Origin of the sequence: Burkholderia sp. AU30280, from assembly GCF_020420125.1 — a bacterium.
Classification (GTDB): domain Bacteria; phylum Pseudomonadota; class Gammaproteobacteria; order Burkholderiales; family Burkholderiaceae; genus Burkholderia.
In genome coordinates, this window is sequence record NZ_JAIZRY010000002.1 from 74,855 (window position 1) to 91,888 (window position 17,034).

At 68.4% G+C, this 17,034-nt stretch carries 17 protein-coding genes; 14 read left to right on the plus strand and 3 right to left on the minus strand.

The window, feature by feature from the left end:
• The first annotated feature begins 12 nt into the window (after nt 1–12).
• The 14 genes from mtgA (at nt 13) to LGN17_RS04525 (ending at nt 14,888) form a co-directional block, all read left to right on the plus strand.
• Nucleotides 13–750: a monofunctional biosynthetic peptidoglycan transglycosylase gene (mtgA, locus tag LGN17_RS04460; protein ID WP_226195325.1), complete on the plus strand. Its 738-nt coding sequence runs from the start codon at nt 13–15 to the stop codon at nt 748–750.
• A gap of 438 nt (nt 751–1,188) precedes the next feature.
• The gene (locus LGN17_RS04465; protein ID WP_175955618.1) at nt 1,189–2,799 is read left to right on the plus strand and encodes a S10 family peptidase; all 1,611 of its coding nucleotides are present in this window, start codon (nt 1,189–1,191) and stop codon (nt 2,797–2,799) included.
• Nucleotides 2,800–2,881: 82 nt separating this feature from the next.
• Nucleotides 2,882–3,280 carry an EF-hand domain-containing protein gene (locus LGN17_RS04470; protein ID WP_226195326.1) on the plus strand — a complete coding sequence of 133 codons (399 nt, stop codon included), beginning with the start codon at nt 2,882–2,884 and terminating at the stop codon, nt 3,278–3,280.
• Between the two features lie 349 nt (nt 3,281–3,629).
• Nucleotides 3,630–4,529 (plus strand): IclR family transcriptional regulator, encoded by a 900-nt coding sequence (locus LGN17_RS04475; RefSeq protein WP_011350890.1) that lies wholly within the window; start codon nt 3,630–3,632, stop codon nt 4,527–4,529.
• On the plus strand, nt 4,526–5,551 hold the full coding sequence (locus LGN17_RS04480; protein ID WP_226195327.1) for a 2-dehydro-3-deoxygalactonokinase: 1,026 nt from the start codon (nt 4,526–4,528) through the stop codon (nt 5,549–5,551). The genes LGN17_RS04475 and LGN17_RS04480 overlap by 4 nt, the downstream gene beginning before the upstream one ends.
• Nucleotides 5,552–5,574: 23 nt before the next feature.
• Complete coding sequence (locus LGN17_RS04485) at nt 5,575–6,252, plus strand: 2-dehydro-3-deoxy-6-phosphogalactonate aldolase (RefSeq protein WP_226195328.1); 678 nt, start codon at nt 5,575–5,577, stop codon at nt 6,250–6,252.
• Nucleotides 6,252–7,031 (plus strand): SDR family oxidoreductase, encoded by a 780-nt coding sequence (locus LGN17_RS04490; protein ID WP_226195715.1) that lies wholly within the window; start codon nt 6,252–6,254, stop codon nt 7,029–7,031. Before LGN17_RS04485 ends, LGN17_RS04490 begins: the two co-directional genes overlap by 1 nt.
• Nucleotides 7,032–7,133: 102 nt before the next feature.
• Nucleotides 7,134–8,129: an arabinose ABC transporter substrate-binding protein gene (locus LGN17_RS04495; protein WP_175971378.1), complete on the plus strand. Its 996-nt coding sequence runs from the start codon at nt 7,134–7,136 to the stop codon at nt 8,127–8,129.
• Between the two features lie 67 nt (nt 8,130–8,196).
• A complete protein-coding gene (araG, locus tag LGN17_RS04500) occupies nt 8,197–9,708 on the plus strand; it encodes an L-arabinose ABC transporter ATP-binding protein AraG (RefSeq protein ID WP_226195329.1) in 1,512 nt (503 codons plus the stop codon).
• A gap of 70 nt (nt 9,709–9,778) precedes the next feature.
• A complete protein-coding gene (araH, locus tag LGN17_RS04505) occupies nt 9,779–10,795 on the plus strand; it encodes an L-arabinose ABC transporter permease AraH (protein WP_226195330.1) in 1,017 nt (338 codons plus the stop codon).
• A gap of 28 nt (nt 10,796–10,823) precedes the next feature.
• Entirely contained in the window at nt 10,824–11,630 is an 807-nt protein-coding gene (locus LGN17_RS04510; RefSeq protein ID WP_226195331.1) for an SDR family NAD(P)-dependent oxidoreductase, read from the plus strand.
• Nucleotides 11,631–11,679: 49 nt separating this feature from the next.
• On the plus strand, nt 11,680–12,741 hold the full coding sequence (locus tag LGN17_RS04515) for an aldose 1-epimerase (RefSeq protein ID WP_226195332.1): 1,062 nt from the start codon (nt 11,680–11,682) through the stop codon (nt 12,739–12,741).
• Nucleotides 12,742–12,780: 39 nt separating this feature from the next.
• Nucleotides 12,781–13,608, plus strand: a complete 828-nt coding sequence (gene pyrF, locus LGN17_RS04520; protein ID WP_050013849.1) for an orotidine-5'-phosphate decarboxylase — start codon at nt 12,781–12,783, stop codon at nt 13,606–13,608.
• Nucleotides 13,609–13,829: 221 nt separating this feature from the next.
• Nucleotides 13,830–14,888 carry a haloacid dehalogenase-like hydrolase gene (locus LGN17_RS04525; RefSeq protein WP_226195333.1) on the plus strand — a complete coding sequence of 353 codons (1,059 nt, stop codon included), beginning with the start codon at nt 13,830–13,832 and terminating at the stop codon, nt 14,886–14,888.
• A gap of 38 nt (nt 14,889–14,926) precedes the next feature.
• Here the strand turns inward: LGN17_RS04525 and LGN17_RS04530 are convergent, their stop codons facing one another.
• Genes LGN17_RS04530 through thiL form a run of 3 tightly spaced genes read right to left on the minus strand, consistent with a single transcriptional unit; the run spans nt 14,927 to nt 16,998 of the window.
• Nucleotides 14,927–15,427, minus strand: coding sequence for a CinA family protein (locus tag LGN17_RS04530; RefSeq protein WP_175955645.1), 501 nt, complete (start codon nt 15,425–15,427; stop codon nt 14,927–14,929).
• 31 nt (nt 15,428–15,458) lie between these two features.
• On the minus strand, nt 15,459–16,010 hold the full coding sequence (locus LGN17_RS04535; RefSeq protein ID WP_226195334.1) for a phosphatidylglycerophosphatase A: 552 nt from the start codon (nt 16,008–16,010) through the stop codon (nt 15,459–15,461).
• Entirely contained in the window at nt 16,000–16,998 is a 999-nt protein-coding gene (gene thiL / locus LGN17_RS04540) for a thiamine-phosphate kinase (RefSeq protein ID WP_226195335.1), read from the minus strand. Before thiL ends, LGN17_RS04535 begins: the two co-directional genes overlap by 11 nt.
• Nucleotides 16,999–17,034 lie beyond the last annotated feature (36 nt).

Here is a 17,034-nt window from a genome sequence, read left to right on the forward strand (position 1 = left end):
GGAGCGCGGCACGTGGTGGCGGTGAGCGGCACGCAGCCCACGCGGACGGTGAGCCCGATCCGCTGGATCGTCTATGCAGGCTCGGTGTTCGCGGGCGCGTGGTTCGCGACGCAACTGTTCTATCTCGTGCAGATCGCGTTGTGGTCGTTCGTGAACCCGGGCTCGACCGCGTTCATGCGTACCGACGCGTGGTGGCTGTCGCACGACAAGCCGCCCGCGCAGATTCAGCATCAATGGGTGCCGTACGACCAGATCTCGCGCAACCTGAAGCGCGCGCTGATCGCGTCGGAAGATTCGACCTTCGCGACCAACAACGGCTACGACGTCGACGCGATCCTGCAGGCGTGGGAGAAGAACAAGGCGCGCGGCCGGATCGTCGCGGGCGGCTCGACGATCACGCAGCAGCTCGCGCGCAACCTGTTCCTGTCGCGCGAGAAGAGCTACATCCGCAAGGGGCAGGAGCTCATCATTACGTGGATGCTCGAAACGGTGCTCGACAAGGAGCGGATCTTCGAGATCTACCTGAATTCCGTCGAGTGGGGACGCGGCGTGTACGGCGCCGAGGCAGCCGCACGCTATTACTACAGAATTCCCGCCAGCCGGCTCGGCGCGTGGCAATCGGCGCGTCTCGCGGTGATGCTGCCGAAGCCGCGCTGGTTCGACGCGCATCGCGGCTCGGCCTACCAGGCGCAGCGCGCGGCAGTCATTGCCCGCCGGATGGGTGCGGCCGAACTGCCGCAATCGGAGTGAACGGCGCGCTCGCGCCGTCGCATTGACCGTTTCGCCATCCGTGCGCCGCTCGTGCGTCGTTTGTGCGCTGCAGCGCATTCGTGTCGCGCGCATTTCGGGCCACATCCTTTAGACGAATTCGTCTATTTCGTTTTGCCGAGCAATGCCGCGCGCCGCGCGACTTTGTTAGCCGATATGGCACGAAATTCTGGGATTTTTAGTATTTCAGACTAAACGGGAAAGCAGGCGAAAGGTATGTGAAATGCAACGTTTCACGAACCGAAGCATTCCTGAAAGGTGTGCGCTGCACCGGCCGCGAGCCAAATATTTCAAAATTTTTCAAAGCTGACGGGCTCGCGTATATTGGCCAGCGCCTCGGCTTATCGGCCGCAATCGAGGCGGGGGGCGGCTTATCCGGCTGCTCGATACAAAAAACATCCGAGAGAAGGAAAGCAAACGATGCCAGCGAGCAAAGCGAAGCTGTTGTTGGGAGTGGTGTTTTCTTCGCTGATTCTGACGGCCTGCAACGACGACGTGACATCGTCCGCTGCTGCCAGCGCCGACAGCTCAGCCGATCCCGCCAGTCAGGTGGACAGGGCGTACAACGATCCGAACAGTTATTCGTCGAGCGCGAATGCGTCGCTCGACGCCTCCGCCGCGGTTGAAAAAGCCGCCGTCACGCATCACCAGATCACACTGAACGGCAAGACGATCCACTACACGGCCACGGCCGGCCACCTCGTCGCGCGCAATCCGCAGACCGGCGCGCCTGAGGCATCGTTCTTCTATGTCGCCTATACGGCCGACAACCAGCCCGCGGCGAAGCGGCCCGTCACGTTCCTGTACAACGGCGGCCCCGGCTCCGCATCGGTGTGGCTGCACCTCGGCTCGTTCGGCCCGCGCCGGATCCAGACGGGCGACCCGAATGCGAACACGTCGACGTTCCCGTTCGTCGACAACCAGGAAAGCCTGCTCGACACGACCGACCTCGTGTTCGTCGATGCGATCGGCACCGGCTTCTCCGAAGCGGTCGCGCCGAACACGAACCAGACGTTCTGGGGCGTCGACCAGGACGGCGGCGCGTTCCGCGATTTCGTGATGCGCTACCTGAGCGTGAACCAGCGCAACGATTCGCCGAAATACCTGTTCGGCGAGTCGTACGGCACGCCGCGCACCGACGTGCTCGCGAACCTGCTCGAGACGGCCGGCGTGAAGCTCGACGGCATCGTGCTGCAGTCGTCGATCCTGAACTACAACACGAACTGCGACATGGCGAGCGACTACATCGGCAACTCGAACAACGGTTCGAGCCCGGTGAGCTGCGCGGGCTTCGTGCCGTCGTACGGCACCGTCGGCGCGTACTACCAGCTCGACAATCCGAATCCGTCGAGCCTGCCGCAGTATGCGGACCAGATGCGCCTGTTGACGGCCGGCAGCTACGCGCCCGCCGTGAACGCGTACCTGGCGAGCCATACGCCGCCGCCGCCGACCCTCGTCACGACGATGGCGAATTCGACCGGCGTGAAGCAGTCGTTGTGGAATGCGAACTTCAACGTGATCCCGACCTTCTTCGACAACAGCTTCCAGCTGTCGCTGATCCCGGGCACGCTGATCGGCCGCTACGACGCGCGCGTGAACGTGCCGGTGTCGAGCCCGCTGGCATCGGGCGGCGACCCGTCGAGCACGTACATCACGCAGCCGTTCACCGACACGATCGGCAAATACCTGCCGAACGAGCTGAAGTACACCGCGCAGTCGGCCTACTCGTTGAGCAGCAATGCGATCAACACGTGGGACTGGACGCACGACGGCCTCGCGATGCCCGACACGATCCCCGATCTGGCCGCGGCGCTGTCGCTGAATCCGCAACTGAAGGTGCTGTCGCTGAACGGGTATCACGACATCGCGACGCCGTTCTACCAGACCGAGCTCGACCTCGCGCGGCTCGGGACGCAACCGAACCTGACGATCAAGGACTATCAGGGCGGACACATGGTCTATCTCGACGATACGTCGCGTCCGCAGGAGAAAGCCGACCTCGTGACCTTCTACAACGCGGCCGCGCACTGATGCGATGCGCAAGGCAGGCGACGCGCGCCCACGGTGGCGCCGCGCCTGCCGTCGACGACCTCATTCCAGACTGGAGCCTGATATGAAGAACCGTTTCATCGTCGTTGCCGCGGCGCTCGCATGCGTCGGCGCCGCAGCATCCGTATCCGCGTTCGCACAGGCGAGCGACGCCGCCGCGCCGGTGCGTGCGCGCCAGGCGCAGCTCGGCGACCCGTACGTGCCGCCGGCCGCACGCAAGCCGACCGCCGGCACGCAGACGACGGGCGCCGCGCTGCATGCGCAGGTGGTGCGCAAGCTCGCGCGGCAGTTCAGCGCAGCCGACGCGCAGAACACGGGTTCGATCACCGAATCGCAGGCGCGCGCGGCCGGCCTCGGCTATGTCGCGAACCACTTCCGGCAGATCGACTCGGGCGGCAGCGGCCGTGTGTCGTTCGCGGACGTCCAGCGCTACATGCAGGCACGCAGCACGAGCCAGCAGTAAGCGCGGCGCGCGGTGAGCAAACGGGGGCGGAACCTGCTGCGCAGCGGGTTCCGCCCCCGTTCACATGAAGCCGCCGTTACGTCGCGTACACGGCGGATTCGCACCGAATTCTCATTATCTGGGCAACGCATTCAAATATTGGAGGCGAGTGCGTGCGCTCCTACAATCCGAAGCACATCGACAGCTTCGGACCCATGCATCGCGCGGCGCCCGACGCACACGGAGACACCTTCCATGACGTTCGCCGGGCGCTTTATTCGGTGCATCGACCGCCGCCTCGTCGCGACGCCGGACGCAGTTCCGGCATCGTGCGAACGGCTTCACCGGTTCCGTTGAAGAAGCCCGCCCCATGACCAAGATGCCCGACACACTTGCCCTCGACGCCCGGCGCGCGACGCCGGACGATGCGTCGCTGACCGACAGCATCGGCGCGACCAGCACGCCGCTCGATCTCGCTGCGCAGCAGGCCGGCACGCAGACGCTGCTGCGCGGTCTTGCGATCCTCGAGGCGATCGCGAACGGCGCGCGCGACATGCGCGCGATCGGCGCCGCGCTCGGCACGACGCGCAGCACCACGCATCGCCTCGTGAGCAGCCTCGTGCAGGCGCGCTACCTGCGCCAGGTGCAGGGCGGCTACCTGCTCGGCCCGAAGCTGATCGAGCTCGGCACGATCGCGCTCGAGCAGATGCCGCTCACCGCGGTCGCGCGCCCGCACCTCGAAGCGCTCGCGGAAGCGACGCTCGACACGATCCATCTCGGCGTGCGCGACGGCGACGACGTGCTGTACATCGACAAGATTCCCGGCACGCGCGGCCTCGAGATGCGCTCGCGCGTCGGCCACCGGATGCCGCTCGCGTCGACCGGCATAGGCAAGGCGATGATGCTCGACACCGATCCCGACACGTGGCGCTCGCTGTTCGAGGCGGCCCGGCGTGCGCTTGCCGGCGTCAATTTCAAGCCGGACAACCGGCCCGAGACGAGCGCGTTCCTGCAGCGCATGGCGCATTACGCGGCCGGCGGCTATACGTTCGATCTCGAGGAGAACGAGGCGTCGATCCGCTGCGTGGCCGCGCCGATCCGCGACGCATCGGGCGCGATCGTCGCGGCCGTGTCGGTTGCGAGCACGATTCCGTACATGCCGCACGACCGGATGGACGAACTGATTCCGCTCGTGCAGCGCGAGGCGCGAGCCATTTCCGCGGAGCTGGGCTGGAGCCCGCCGCAGGGTACCCGCAGGATCAAACGATGACGACTTCGACCCGGCCCGTTCCGGATGCCAGCACCGCCACGCCGTCGCTGATCGCGCTCGACTGGGGCACGACGTCGCTGCGCGCTTACCTGTACGACGCGCACGGCGCGCTCATCGACACGCGCAGCCGCCCGGCGGGCGTGATGCACGTGCCGGGCGGCGGCGCGCGCGCGTTCGACGCGGTGTTCGAGGACGCGTGCGGCGACTGGCTCGACCGCACGCCGGGCCTGCCGGTGCTCGCCGCCGGAATGGTCGGCAGCGCGCAGGGCTGGCGCGAGGCGCCGTACGTCGCGGTGCCGGCCGGCGCCGATGCGCTCGCCGCGGGCCTCATCACGGTGACGACGTCGCGCGGCACGACGATCTCGATCGTGCCGGGCGTGATCGCGACGGGCGAACTGCCCGACGTGATGCGCGGTGAAGAAACGCAGATATTCGGTGCACTCGCGAGCGATCCCATGCTTGGCACCGATCGTTCAGGGCTACTGATCGGCTTGCCGGGCACCCACGCGAAATGGGCGTGGGTGAGGGAAGGGTTGATCGAGCGCTTCCAGACCTTCATGACGGGCGAGTTGTTCGCGGCGCTGCGCGACCACACGATCCTCGGCCGCACGATGCGAGCCGGCGCGTCGCCCGATCGCGCGGCGTTCGTGCGCGGCGTCTCGGTCGCGCGCGGCGCGCAGCGCACGGGGCTGCTCGCGACGATCTTCAGCACACGCACGCTCGGCCTGACCGACCGGCTCGCGCCCGATGCGCAGGGCGACTACCTGTCCGGGCTGCTGATCGGCCATGAGCTCAACGCGCTCGACGCGATGCTCGCGGAGCGCGGCATCGCGCTCGCGGACCAGCCGCTGCTGCTGATCGGCGATGACGGTTTGTGCGCGCGCTATATCGATGCGCTTCGCGTATTCGGCCACATGCACGCGCGGGTCGTCGCGCATGCGACCGAGCGCGGTCTGTGGCGGATCGCGTCGCGCGCCGGGCTCGTGCGCGCGGACGGCGAACCCGTCCTGGCCGACCAATGAACCGATTGCAGAGGAATCCCGACATGCCGTCCGACCTTACGTTGCCCGCGCCATACACGCCTCATGCCGCACTGATGCGCGCGTTCGACGCGTGCCCGCTGATCGCGATCCTGCGCGGGATCGCGCCTGCCGAAGCGGCCGACCACGGCCATGCGCTCTATGAAGCCGGCTTCCGGATCGTCGAGGTGCCGCTCAACTCGCCCGATCCGTTCGACAGCATCGCGGCACTGCGGCGCGCGCTGCCCGACGATGCGATCGTCGGCGCGGGTACCGTGCTGCGCGCCGAGTATGTCGACCGCGTGCAGGATGCGGGCGGCGCGCTGATCGTGATGCCGCACAGCGACGCGGCCGTGATTCGCCGCGCACGCGAGCGCGGCCTCGCGAGCGCACCGGGCGTCGCGACGCCGACCGAAGCGTTTTCGGCGCTCGCGAACGGCGCCGACGTGCTGAAGATGTTCCCGGCCGAGCAGCTCGGCGTGACGGTCGTGAAGGCGTGGCGCGCGGTGATCGACCGCGCGGTGCCGCTGGTTCCGGTCGGCGGCATCTCGCCCGACAACATGGCGCCGTTCCTCAACGCCGGCGCGAGCGGTTTCGGGCTCGGCTCGGCGCTGTACCGCCCCGGCCAGTCGGTCGACGCGACCGCGGCGAACGCGCGCGCGTTCCAGGCCGGCTTGCGCATCGCGCGCGGCGGAGCGGCATGATGGGCCGCCTCGCGGACAAGGTCGCGATGGTGACGGGCGCGGGCCGGGGCATCGGCGCCGCGATCGCCCGCGCGTTCGTTCGCGAGGGGGCGGCCGTCGCGCTCGTCGATCTCGATTTCCCGCAGGCGCAGCGCACGGCCGCCGAGATCGTGCACGAGATCGCCGGCGCACGCGTGCTGCCGCTGCAGGCGGACGTCGCGCGGCAGGATGCGGTGCGCGATGCGCTCGCGCAGACCGAGGCGGCATTCGGCCCACTCGACGTGCTCGTGAACAACGCCGGCATCAACGTGTTCGCCGATCCGCTGACGATGACCGACGACGACTGGCGCCGCTGCTTCGCGGTCGACCTCGACGGCGTGTGGCACGGCTGCCGCGCGGCGCTGGAGGGGATGGTCGAGCGCGGCCGCGGCAGCATCGTGAACATCGCGTCGACGCATGCGTTCCGGATCATCCCGGGCTGCTTTCCGTACCCGGTCGCGAAGCATGGCGTGCTGGGGCTCACACGTGCGCTCGGCATCGAATACGCGCCGCGCAACGTGCGCGTGAACGCGATCGCGCCGGGCTACATCGAGACGCAGCTCACGCGCGACTGGTGGGACGCGCAGCCTGATCCGGCCGCCGCGCGCGCCGCGACGCTCGCGCTGCAGCCGATGAAGCGGATCGGCCGGCCGGAGGAGGTTGCGATGACGGCCGTGTTCCTGGCGTCCGACGAGGCGCCGTTCATCAATGCCGCGTGCATCACCGTCGATGGCGGGCGTGCGGCGCTGTACCACGACTGACGCAACGATTCGAAAGACCGCACGTGCGACGGCCGCGCGCACGCTGCGTCGAAACCAACAAGCGGCCGCATCCTGTTCGATGAAGACAAGGAGACACTGGAGATGAAACGCAGAACGTTCGTAACGCTGGCCGCCGCGGCCGCGGTGGTGATCGGGAGCCCGGTCGTGCACGCGGCCGATCCGGTCAAGATCGGCTTCCTCGTCAAGCAGCCGGAAGAGCCGTGGTTCCAGGACGAGTGGAAGTTCGCCGAGATGGCGGCGAAGGACAAGGGCTTCACGCTCGTGAAGATCGGCGCGCCGTCCGGTGAAAAGGTGATGAGCGCGATCGACAACCTGTCCGCGCAGAAGGCGCAGGGCTTCATCATCTGCACGCCCGACGTGAAGCTCGGGCCGGGCATCGTCGCGAAGGCGAAGTCGCACAACCTGAAGATGATGACGGTCGACGACCGCCTCGTCGACGGCGCGGGCAAGCCGATCGAGTCGGTCCCGCACATGGGGATCTCCGCGTACAACATCGGCAAGCAGGTCGGCGACGGCATCGCGGCCGAAATCAAGAAGCGCGGCTGGGACATGAAGGACGTCGGTGCGATCGACATCACCTACGAGCAACTGCCGACCGCGCACGACCGCACGAGCGGCGCGACCGACGCGCTGGTGGCCGCCGGCTTCCCGAAGGCGAACGTGATCGCGGCGCCGCAGGCGAAGACCGACACCGAGAACGCATTCAACGCGGCGAACATCGCGCTCACGAAGAATCCGCAGTTCAAGCACTGGGTGGCGTACGGCCTGAACGACGAAGCCGTGCTCGGCGCGGTGCGCGCGGCCGAAGGGCGCGGCTTCAAGGCGGACAACATGATCGGCATCGGCATCGGCGGTTCCGATTCGGCGCTGAACGAGTTCAAGAAGCCGCAGCCGACGGGCTTCTACGGCACCGTGATCATCAGCCCGAAGCGCCACGGCGAGGAAACCTCGGACCTGATGTACGCGTGGATCACGCAGGGCAAGGCACCGCCGGCGCTGACGCTGACGACCGGCATGCTCGCGACGCGCGACAACGTGTCGAAGGTGCGCGAGGAGATGGGGCTCGCGTCGAAGTAAGCGGCCCGCCGGCTGCCGCGGCGATGCGGCGGCCGGCGGTCGATCGATCCGGAAGTGGGGAGACGACGTGTCAGCGGCACTGCGTTTTGACAATATCGGCAAGGTCTTTCCTGGCGTGCGCGCACTCGACGGCATTTCGTTCGACGTGCATGCGGGCGAGGTGCATGGCCTGATGGGCGAGAACGGCGCGGGCAAGTCGACGCTGCTGAAGATTCTCGGCGGCGAATACCAGCCCGATGCGGGCAGCGTGCTGGTCGATGGCCAGCCCGTGCAGTTCGCGAGTGCGGCCGCGTCGATCGCGGCCGGCATCGCGGTGATTCACCAGGAGCTGCAGTACGTGCCCGACCTGACGGTCGCGGAAAACCTGCTGCTCGGCCGCCTGCCGAATGCGTTCGGCTGGGTGAAAAAGCGCGAGGCGAAGCGCCACGTGCGCGAGCGGCTCGCCGCGATGGGTGTCGATCTCGATCCCGACGCGAAGCTCGGGCGGCTGTCGATCGCGCAGCGGCAGATGGTCGAGATCTGCAAGGCGCTGATGCGCAATGCGCGCGTGATCGCGCTCGACGAACCGACCAGCTCGCTGTCGCATCGCGAGACCGAGGTGCTGTTCAAGCTCGTCGACGACCTGCGCGCACAGGGCCGCGCGCTGATCTACATCTCGCACCGGATGGACGAGATCTACCGGCTGTGCGATGCGTGCACGATCTTCCGCGACGGGCGCAAGATCGCGTCGCACGAATCGCTGGCCGACGTGCCGCGCGAACGGCTCGTCGCCGAGATGGTCGGGCGCGAGATTTCGGATATCTACCATTACGCGCCGCGTGCGCTCGGCGACGTGCGCTTCGCGGCCGAAGGCGTCGACGGCCCGGCATTGCGCGAACCCGCGAGCTTCTCGGTGCGCGCGGGCGAGATCGTCGGCTTCTTCGGGCTCGTCGGCGCGGGCCGCAGCGAGCTGATGCGGCTCGTGTACGGCGCGGATCACCGGCGCGCGGGCGTGCTGACGCTCGACGGCGCGCGCATCGACGTGAAGCGCACCGGCGACGCGATCCGCCACGGCATCGTGCTGTGCCCCGAGGACCGCAAGGAAGAGGGGATCATCGCGATCGCGTCGGTCGCGGAGAACATCAACATCAGCTGCCGCCGCCATTCGCTGCGCGCGGGGCTCTTCATCAACCGCAAGGCGGAAAGCGAAACGGCCGACCGTTTCATCCAGCGGCTCAAGATCAAGACGCCGAACCGGCGGCAGAAGATCCGCTTCCTGTCGGGCGGCAACCAGCAGAAGGCGATCCTGTCGCGCTGGCTCGCGGAGCCCGACCTGAAGGTCGTGATCCTCGACGAGCCGACGCGCGGGATCGACGTCGGCGCGAAGCACGAGATCTACGACGTGATCTACCGGCTCGCGGAACGCGGCTGCGCGATCGTGATGGTGTCGTCGGAGCTGCCGGAAGTGCTCGGCGTATCCGACCGCATCGTCGTGATGCGCGAAGGCCGGATCGCGGGCGAGCTGCCGCGCGAACAGGCGAACGAACACGCGGTGCTGAGCCTCGCGCTGCCGCAGACGAGCGCCGTCGAGGCGGCTTGACGCAGGACACGACAATCGAATCGGACACGCGCGGCGCGGGCCGTGCAATGCAGGAGCAGGAGACACAACCATGCAAGTCAACGAAAACCTTGGCAGCGCCGCCGTGAAGCGATCGGCCGACGCGCCGGTGCCGCAGCAGAGCGACCGCCAGAAGTGGTGGCAGCATCTGACCGAATACAGCCTGATCGCGATCTTCGCGGTGATGTTCATCACGATGTCGCTCACCGTCGATCACTTCTTCTCGATCGACAACATGCTCGGCCTCGCACTGTCGATCTCGCAGATCGGCATGGTCGCGTGCACGATGATGTTCTGTCTCGCGTCGCGCGACTTCGACCTGTCGATCGGCTCGACCGTCGCGTTCTCGGGCGTGCTGTGCGCGATGGTGCTGAACGCGACCGACAACACGTTCGTCGCGATCGTCGCGGCGGTCGCGGCCGGTGCCGCGATCGGCTTCGTGAACGGCGCGGTGATCGCGTACCTGCGTATCAACGCGCTGATCACGACGCTCGCGACGATGGAGATCGTGCGCGGGCTCGGCTTCATCGTATCGAAGGGGCAGGCGGTCGGCGTGTCGTCGGATACGTTCATCGCGCTCGGCGGGCTGTCCCTGTTCGGCGTGTCGCTGCCGATCTGGGTCACGCTGCTGTGCTTCATCTCGTTCGGCGTGCTGCTGAACCAGACGGTATATGGCCGCAACACGCTCGCGATCGGCGGGAACCCGGAAGCCTCGCGGCTCGCGGGGATCAACGTCGAACGCACGCGCGTGTACATCTTCCTGATCCAGGGCGCGGTGACGGCGCTCGCCGGCGTGATCCTCGCATCACGCATCACGTCGGGCCAGCCGAACGCCGCGCAGGGCTTCGAGCTGAACGTGATCTCCGCGTGCGTGCTCGGCGGCGTGTCGCTGATGGGCGGCCGCGCGACGATCTCGGGCGTCGTGATCGGGGTGCTGATCATGGGCACCGTCGAGAACGTGATGAACCTGCTGAACATCGACGCGTTCTACCAGTACCTCGTGCGCGGCGCGATCCTGCTTGCTGCCGTGCTGCTCGATCAGCTGAAGAACCGCGGCGTTCGCGACTGACCGATCTGCTCTTACGGAGACGAACCGCATGACCATCGACACTTCCGCGCGCGACCCGCACACCGCGAGCCACGCACGCTATGCACGGTATCCGAGCCTCGAGGATCGCGTGGTGCTGATCACGGGCGGCGCGACCGGCATCGGCGCGGCGTTCGTCGAGCACTTCGCCGAACAGGGCGCGCGCGTCGCGTTCGTCGACCTCGACGCGGCGGCCGGTACCGCACTGGCGGAAAGCCTTGCGCACGTCCGTCATGCGCCGCTGTTCCTGCCGTGCGACCTGACCGACATCGGCGCGCTGCGCCATGCGATCGACGCGATCCGCGCGCGCATCGGTGCGATCGCGGTGCTCGTGAACAATGCGGCGAACGACGCGCGCCACGCGATCGGCGACGTGACGCCCGAATCGTTCGACGCGGGCATCGCGGTGAACGTGCGGCACCAGTTCTTCGCCGCGCAGGCGGTAATCGACGACATGAAGCAGCAAGGCGGCGGCGCGATCATCAACCTCGGCTCGATCAGCTGGATGCTGAAGAACGGCGGCTATCCCGTCTACGTGATGGCGAAGGCGGCCGTGCAGGGGCTGACGCGCGGTCTCGCGCGCGACCTCGGCCCGTTCGGCATTCGCGTGAATTCGCTGGTGCCCGGCTGGGTGATGACCGACAAGCAGCGCCGGTTGTGGCTCGACGACGCGGGCCGCGCGGCGATCAAGGCCGGCCAGTGCCTCGATGCCGAACTGCTGCCGGCCGATCTCGCGCGGATGGCGCTGTTCCTGGCAGCCGACGACAGCCGGATGATCACCGCGCAGGACGTGATCGTCGACGGCGGCTGGGCCTGACCGTTCGCACGACCTGCATCGTTTCTTCGACGAAGGAAAGGAGTTCACCATGACCGCCACGTCCTCGCACGCATCGTCGTCCACCAGCCAGTCGCGCCGCGCGCGCCTGGCCGCCGCCGCGCAGCCGGTCAGCCCCGGCCCGCAGACGGCTGCCTTCGCGCAGGGCGTCGGCGCCGCGCATGCGGCGGCCGTCACGCTGTCGAACGCGTCGCTGCGGCTCGACGTGCTGCCGCATCTCGGCGGCGGCATCGCGCGCTTCGACTGGCGCGGCGACAACGGCGCGCTGATGCCGGTGTTCCGCCGCTGCGAGCATCCGGAGATGGCGACGGACCCGAACGAACTCGCGTGCTATCCGTTGCTGCCTTACTCGAACCGGATCGGCGACGGGCGGTTCGAGTGCGACGGGCGCAGCGTCGCGGTGCCGCGCAACCGCCGCGACGAGCCGATGCCGATCCACGGCGACGGCTGGCTCGCGCCGTGGCAGGTGGACGATGCGACCGGCACGTCGCTGCAACTGTCGCTCGATCGCACCGCCGGCGCGCCGTATGCGTTCCGCGCGATCCAGTCGTTCGAGCTCGACGACGCAACGCTGTCGATCGCGCTGACGATCGAGAACGCGGGGCGCACGCGGCTGCCGTTCGGGCTCGGCGTGCATCCGTTCCTCGTGCGCGATGCCGCGACCGAGCTGGCCGCGGCCGCCGGCGGGCTGTGGCTGTCGGGCGCCGATTTCCTGCCGGTGCGGCACGTGAGCGTGCCGCCGGCCTGGCAGTTCGGCGTCGCGTATCCGCTGCCGGCCGTGCTCGTCAATCATGCGTTTACCGGCTGGGGCGGCCACGCGACGGTGAGCTGGCCGCGCCGCGGGCTGTCGCTGACGGTGGCGGCCGACGCCGACGCGTACGTGCTCTATACGCCGCCCGGCGAGGATTTCTTCTGCTTCGAGCCGGTCGATCATCCGATCAATGCGGTGAACCTGCCGGGCGGCGCGGCCGCCCACGGGATGACGCTGCTCGCGCCCGGCGAGCGGCTCACGCGGCGTTTCGCGTTCACCGTCGAGCGCGCCGATGCGCGCGGCAATGCCGCGACACGCGAGGCGCGCCGGCGACGCGGGTAAAATACGCGGTCTACCAACGGTTTGCCGCGAGTACCCGCCATGTCTTCCCCGCTTACTTTCATCGAATCGCTGCGCGCCGCGTGGCAGCGCACGAACTCGCTGCTGTGCGTCGGCCTCGATCCCGAGCCGTCGCGTTTCCCCGTGCAGTTCGACGGCCAGCCCGACGCGATCTTCGAATTCTGCCGGCAGATCGTCGACGCGACCGCGCAATACGCGAGCGCGTTCAAGCCGCAGATCGCCTACTTCGCCGCGCATCGCGCGGAAGACCAGCTCGAGCGGCTGATCGCGCACATCCACCTCCAGCATCCGGGCCTGCCCGTGATCCTCGACGCGAAGCGCGGCGACATCGGCAGCACCGCCGAGCAGTACGCGCGCGAAGCGTTCGAGCGCTACCGCGCGGACGCCGTCACGGTGAATCCGTACATGGGCTACGACTCGGTCGAGCCGTACTTCGAGCACGAAGGCAAGGGCGTGATCGTGCTGTGCCGCACGTCGAACCCGGGCGGTTCCGACCTGCAGTTCCTCGACACGAACGGCCGGCCGCTGTACCAGGTCGTCGCGGATCTCGCGGCGAACAAGTGGAACGCGAGGAACGGCCAGCTCGGCCTCGTGGTCGGCGCGACGTTCCCGAAGGAAATCGAGATCGTGCGCGGGATCGTCGGCGACATGCCGCTGCTGATTCCGGGCATCGGCGCGCAGGGCGGCGACGTGCAGGCGACTGTCAACGCGGGCCGCACGGCCGACGGCACCGGCATGATGATCAACTCGTCGCGCGCGATCCTGTACGCGAGCAAGGGCGAGGATTTCGCCGAAGCCGCGGCGCTCGCCGCGCAGAAGACCCGCGACACGATCAACGCGCATCGTTGATTGGCCGCATCGGCTGCCCGCCCGGGCAGCCGGTTCCGGCGGGCTCCCACGCGCGAGCCCGTCGCTTCCCTGCCGCTTTCCCGCTCCTCCCGCCGCCCGGCCCGCACTGGCGCACGCGGACAACTTCCCGTCGCTTGCGCACCGCATCCCCGCGCGCCAATCGCGCGATGCTGCCGCTTGTCATCGATCCGTAACGAAAATGTCAAGAAAGGAGCGACGCCATGCCCAAGTTGTCCCGATGTCTTCTGAGTGCGCTTGCCGCGTCGCTGTGCGTGAGCTTCGCCCATGCGGCGGATCTGACGCACTGGCCGGCCGACAGCGCGAAGGCGCTGAACGCGATGATCGCCGCGCACGCGAACCGTGGCGACTACGCGGTGTTCGACGCCGACAACACGACCTACCGCTACGACCTTGAGGAGTCGCTGCTGCCGTACCTCGAGAACCGCGGCGTGCTGACGCGCGACACGCTCGACCCGTCGCTGAAGCTGATCCCGTTCAAGGATTCCGCCGACTACCAGGAATCGCTGACGAGCTATTACTACCGGCTGTGCGAGATTGACGACCTGGTCTGCTACCCGTGGATCGCGCAGGCATTCGCCGGCCAGTCGCTGGCCGACCTGAAGCGCCACGTCGACGCGATGCTCGCCGACGGCAAGCCGATCCCGATCCGCTACTGGCAGGGCGACAAGGTGGTCGACGGCACGGTGAACCCGCCGCGTTTCTTCCGCGGGATGCAGGAGTTGTACAACGCGCTCCGCGAGAACGGAATCGAGGTCTACGTGATGACGGCCGCGCACGAGGAGCTCGCGCGGCTCGTGCTGTCCGACCCGAAGTACGGCTACAACGTGAAGCCGCAGAACGTGATCGGCGTGACGACGCTGCTGCGCAACCCGGCGACGGGCTCGCTGACCACCTCGCGGCTGCAGATCAAGGCCGACAAGTACGACGAGGCCGCGAACCGCGGTCTGGTGATCACGCCGTTCCTGATGAACCCGATGACGTGGTACGAAGGCAAGCTCGGCTCGATCGTCGGCTGGATCGACCAGTGGAAGAAGCCGGTGCTCGTCGCGGGCGACACGCCGACGTCCGACGGCTACATGCTGCTGAACGCGACCGACGTCGCGCGCGGCGGCGTGCGCGTGTGGGTGAACAAGAAGGACAAGCAGATGGCGCAGATCCGCGCGTGGTCGGATGAATCGGCCGCGCAGCAGAAATCGCTCGGCCTGCCGGTGACGGCGGACAAGAACTGGATCGTCGTGAAGCCCGACGCGATCCAGTAAGCGGGCAAGCGGGGGTGCGCTGCGCGCCCCCGGCTCGATCAGCCCTCGCGCTCGTCGAGCAGCTTCAGCAGCCCGCGCAGCGCATGCGCGGCCGCCTGCGTGCGGATCTGCTCGCGGTCGCCCTTGAACACGAGCGTCTCGACGTCGGTATGCAGCCGGTTGCTCCAGCCGAACGACACGGTGCCGACCGGCTTCTTCTCGCTGCCGCCGGCCGGGCCGGCGATGCCGGTGACGGACAGCGCGACCTGCGCGCGGCTGTTGCGCAGCGCGCCTTCGGCCATCGCGCGCGCGACGGGCTCGCTGACGGCGCCGTGTTTGTCGATCAGGTCGTGCGGTACGCCGATCATCTCGATCTTGGCCTGGTTCGAGTACGTGACGAAGCCGCGCTCGAACCACTGGCTGCTGCCGGAGATGTCGGTGATCGCCGCGGCGATCATGCCGCCGGTGCAGGATTCGGCGGTGGCGAGCGTCAGGTGCTCGTCACGCAACTTGTTGCCTGCGCGGATCGCAAGCTGGTGGACGACGGAATCGGTTGGCATGCGCGTCGGGAAACGGGAGTCGGAAAATCGGTCAGCCGACGACGGAGCGCCACAGGGCGATCACGAGCAGCGTCATGAACGCGGCGACCAGGTCGTCGACCATGATGCCGAGCCCGCCTTTCAGGCGGCGCTCGAAATAGCGGATCGGCGGCGGCTTGAGCATGTCGAAGCAGCGGAACGCGACGAACGCCCACAGCTGGCCGACGAAGGTCGCGGGCGTGACGAACAGCATCACGAGCCAGATCGCGACGATCTCGTCCCAGACGACGGCGCCCGGATCGGCCGAGCCCATCTTCCTCGCGGTGAAACCGGTGAGCCACGTGCCCGCCACGAAGCCGACCGCGATCAGCGCCCACCATTCGGGCACCGTCAGGTAGCGGTTGAGCACGACGAACGTGAGCCAGCCGAACAGCGAGCCGAACGTGCCGGGCATGATCGGCGCGAGCCCGCTGCCGAAGCCGAGCGACACGAGGTGCGCCGGGTGCGACAGCATGAAGCGCGCGGTCGCGCGCCGCGGCGCGTTGCCGCCGGATGCGGCGCCGGGCTCGGCCGCGGCGTGCGCGGGCGTCGGGTCAGTCTGCATGGAAGTGGTCGAAGCCGTGCAACGTGAGAGCGAGGGGCGCGCCGGCGGCATCGCGCCACGCGATCGCGGGCTGCTCCGACGGCGCGGACAACGCGCGTATTGTACCGATTCGGGTGACCGGCACGCCGGCCGTCACGCCGGCCGCTTCGACCGCCGCGCGGGCCGCCGCCGGCGCGGTGAAGCACAGTTCGTAGTCGTCGCCGCCGGCCAGGGTGCAGCGGCGCTGCACGTCGGGCGGCAGCGTGGCGAGCGCGGCCGAGCGTGGCACCGCGTCGGCATCGATTTCGGCGCGCACGTTCGAGCGGGCCAGGATGTGCTGCAGGTCGCCGGCGAGGCCGTCCGAGATGTCGAGCGCCGCGTGCGCGACGCCCGCGAGCGCCAGGCCGAGCGCAATGCGCGGTTCGGGGCGCTCGAGCGCCCGCCGGAACGCGGCTGCTTCGTTTGCGCCGGCCGCCCATTCGTCGCGCGCGACGCCGAGGCCGGCGCGCGCATCGCCGAGCGTGCCGGACACCCAGACGTCGTCGCCGTCGCGCGCGGCATCGCGGCGCAGCGCCGCGTCGGGCGCGACTTCGCCGAATACGGTCACGCACAGGTTCAGCGGGCCGCTCGTCGTGTCGCCGCCGATCAGCTCGCAACCGTAGCGCTCGGCGAGCGCGAACAGCCCGTTGCTGAATCCTTCCAGCCACGCCGCGTCGGCACGCGGCAGCGCGCACGCGAGCGTGAACGCGCGCGGCTCGGCGCCCATCGCCGCGAGGTCGGACAGGTTGACCGCGAGCGTCTTGTGGCCGAGCGCGTCGGGCGCGACGTCGGGGAAGAAGTGGCGGCCTTCCACCAGCATGTCGGTCGAAATGGCCAGCAATTTCCCGGATCGGGGCGTGATCAACGCGCAATCGTCGCCGATGCCGAGCGTCGACGCGCGTGCGCCCTGCGCGGCGCGGCGCGTGAAGAAGCGTTCGATCAGCGAAAACTCGGAGAGGGCGGCTGGCACGGCGGATGGATCCGAAACGATTGAGGAACGGCATTG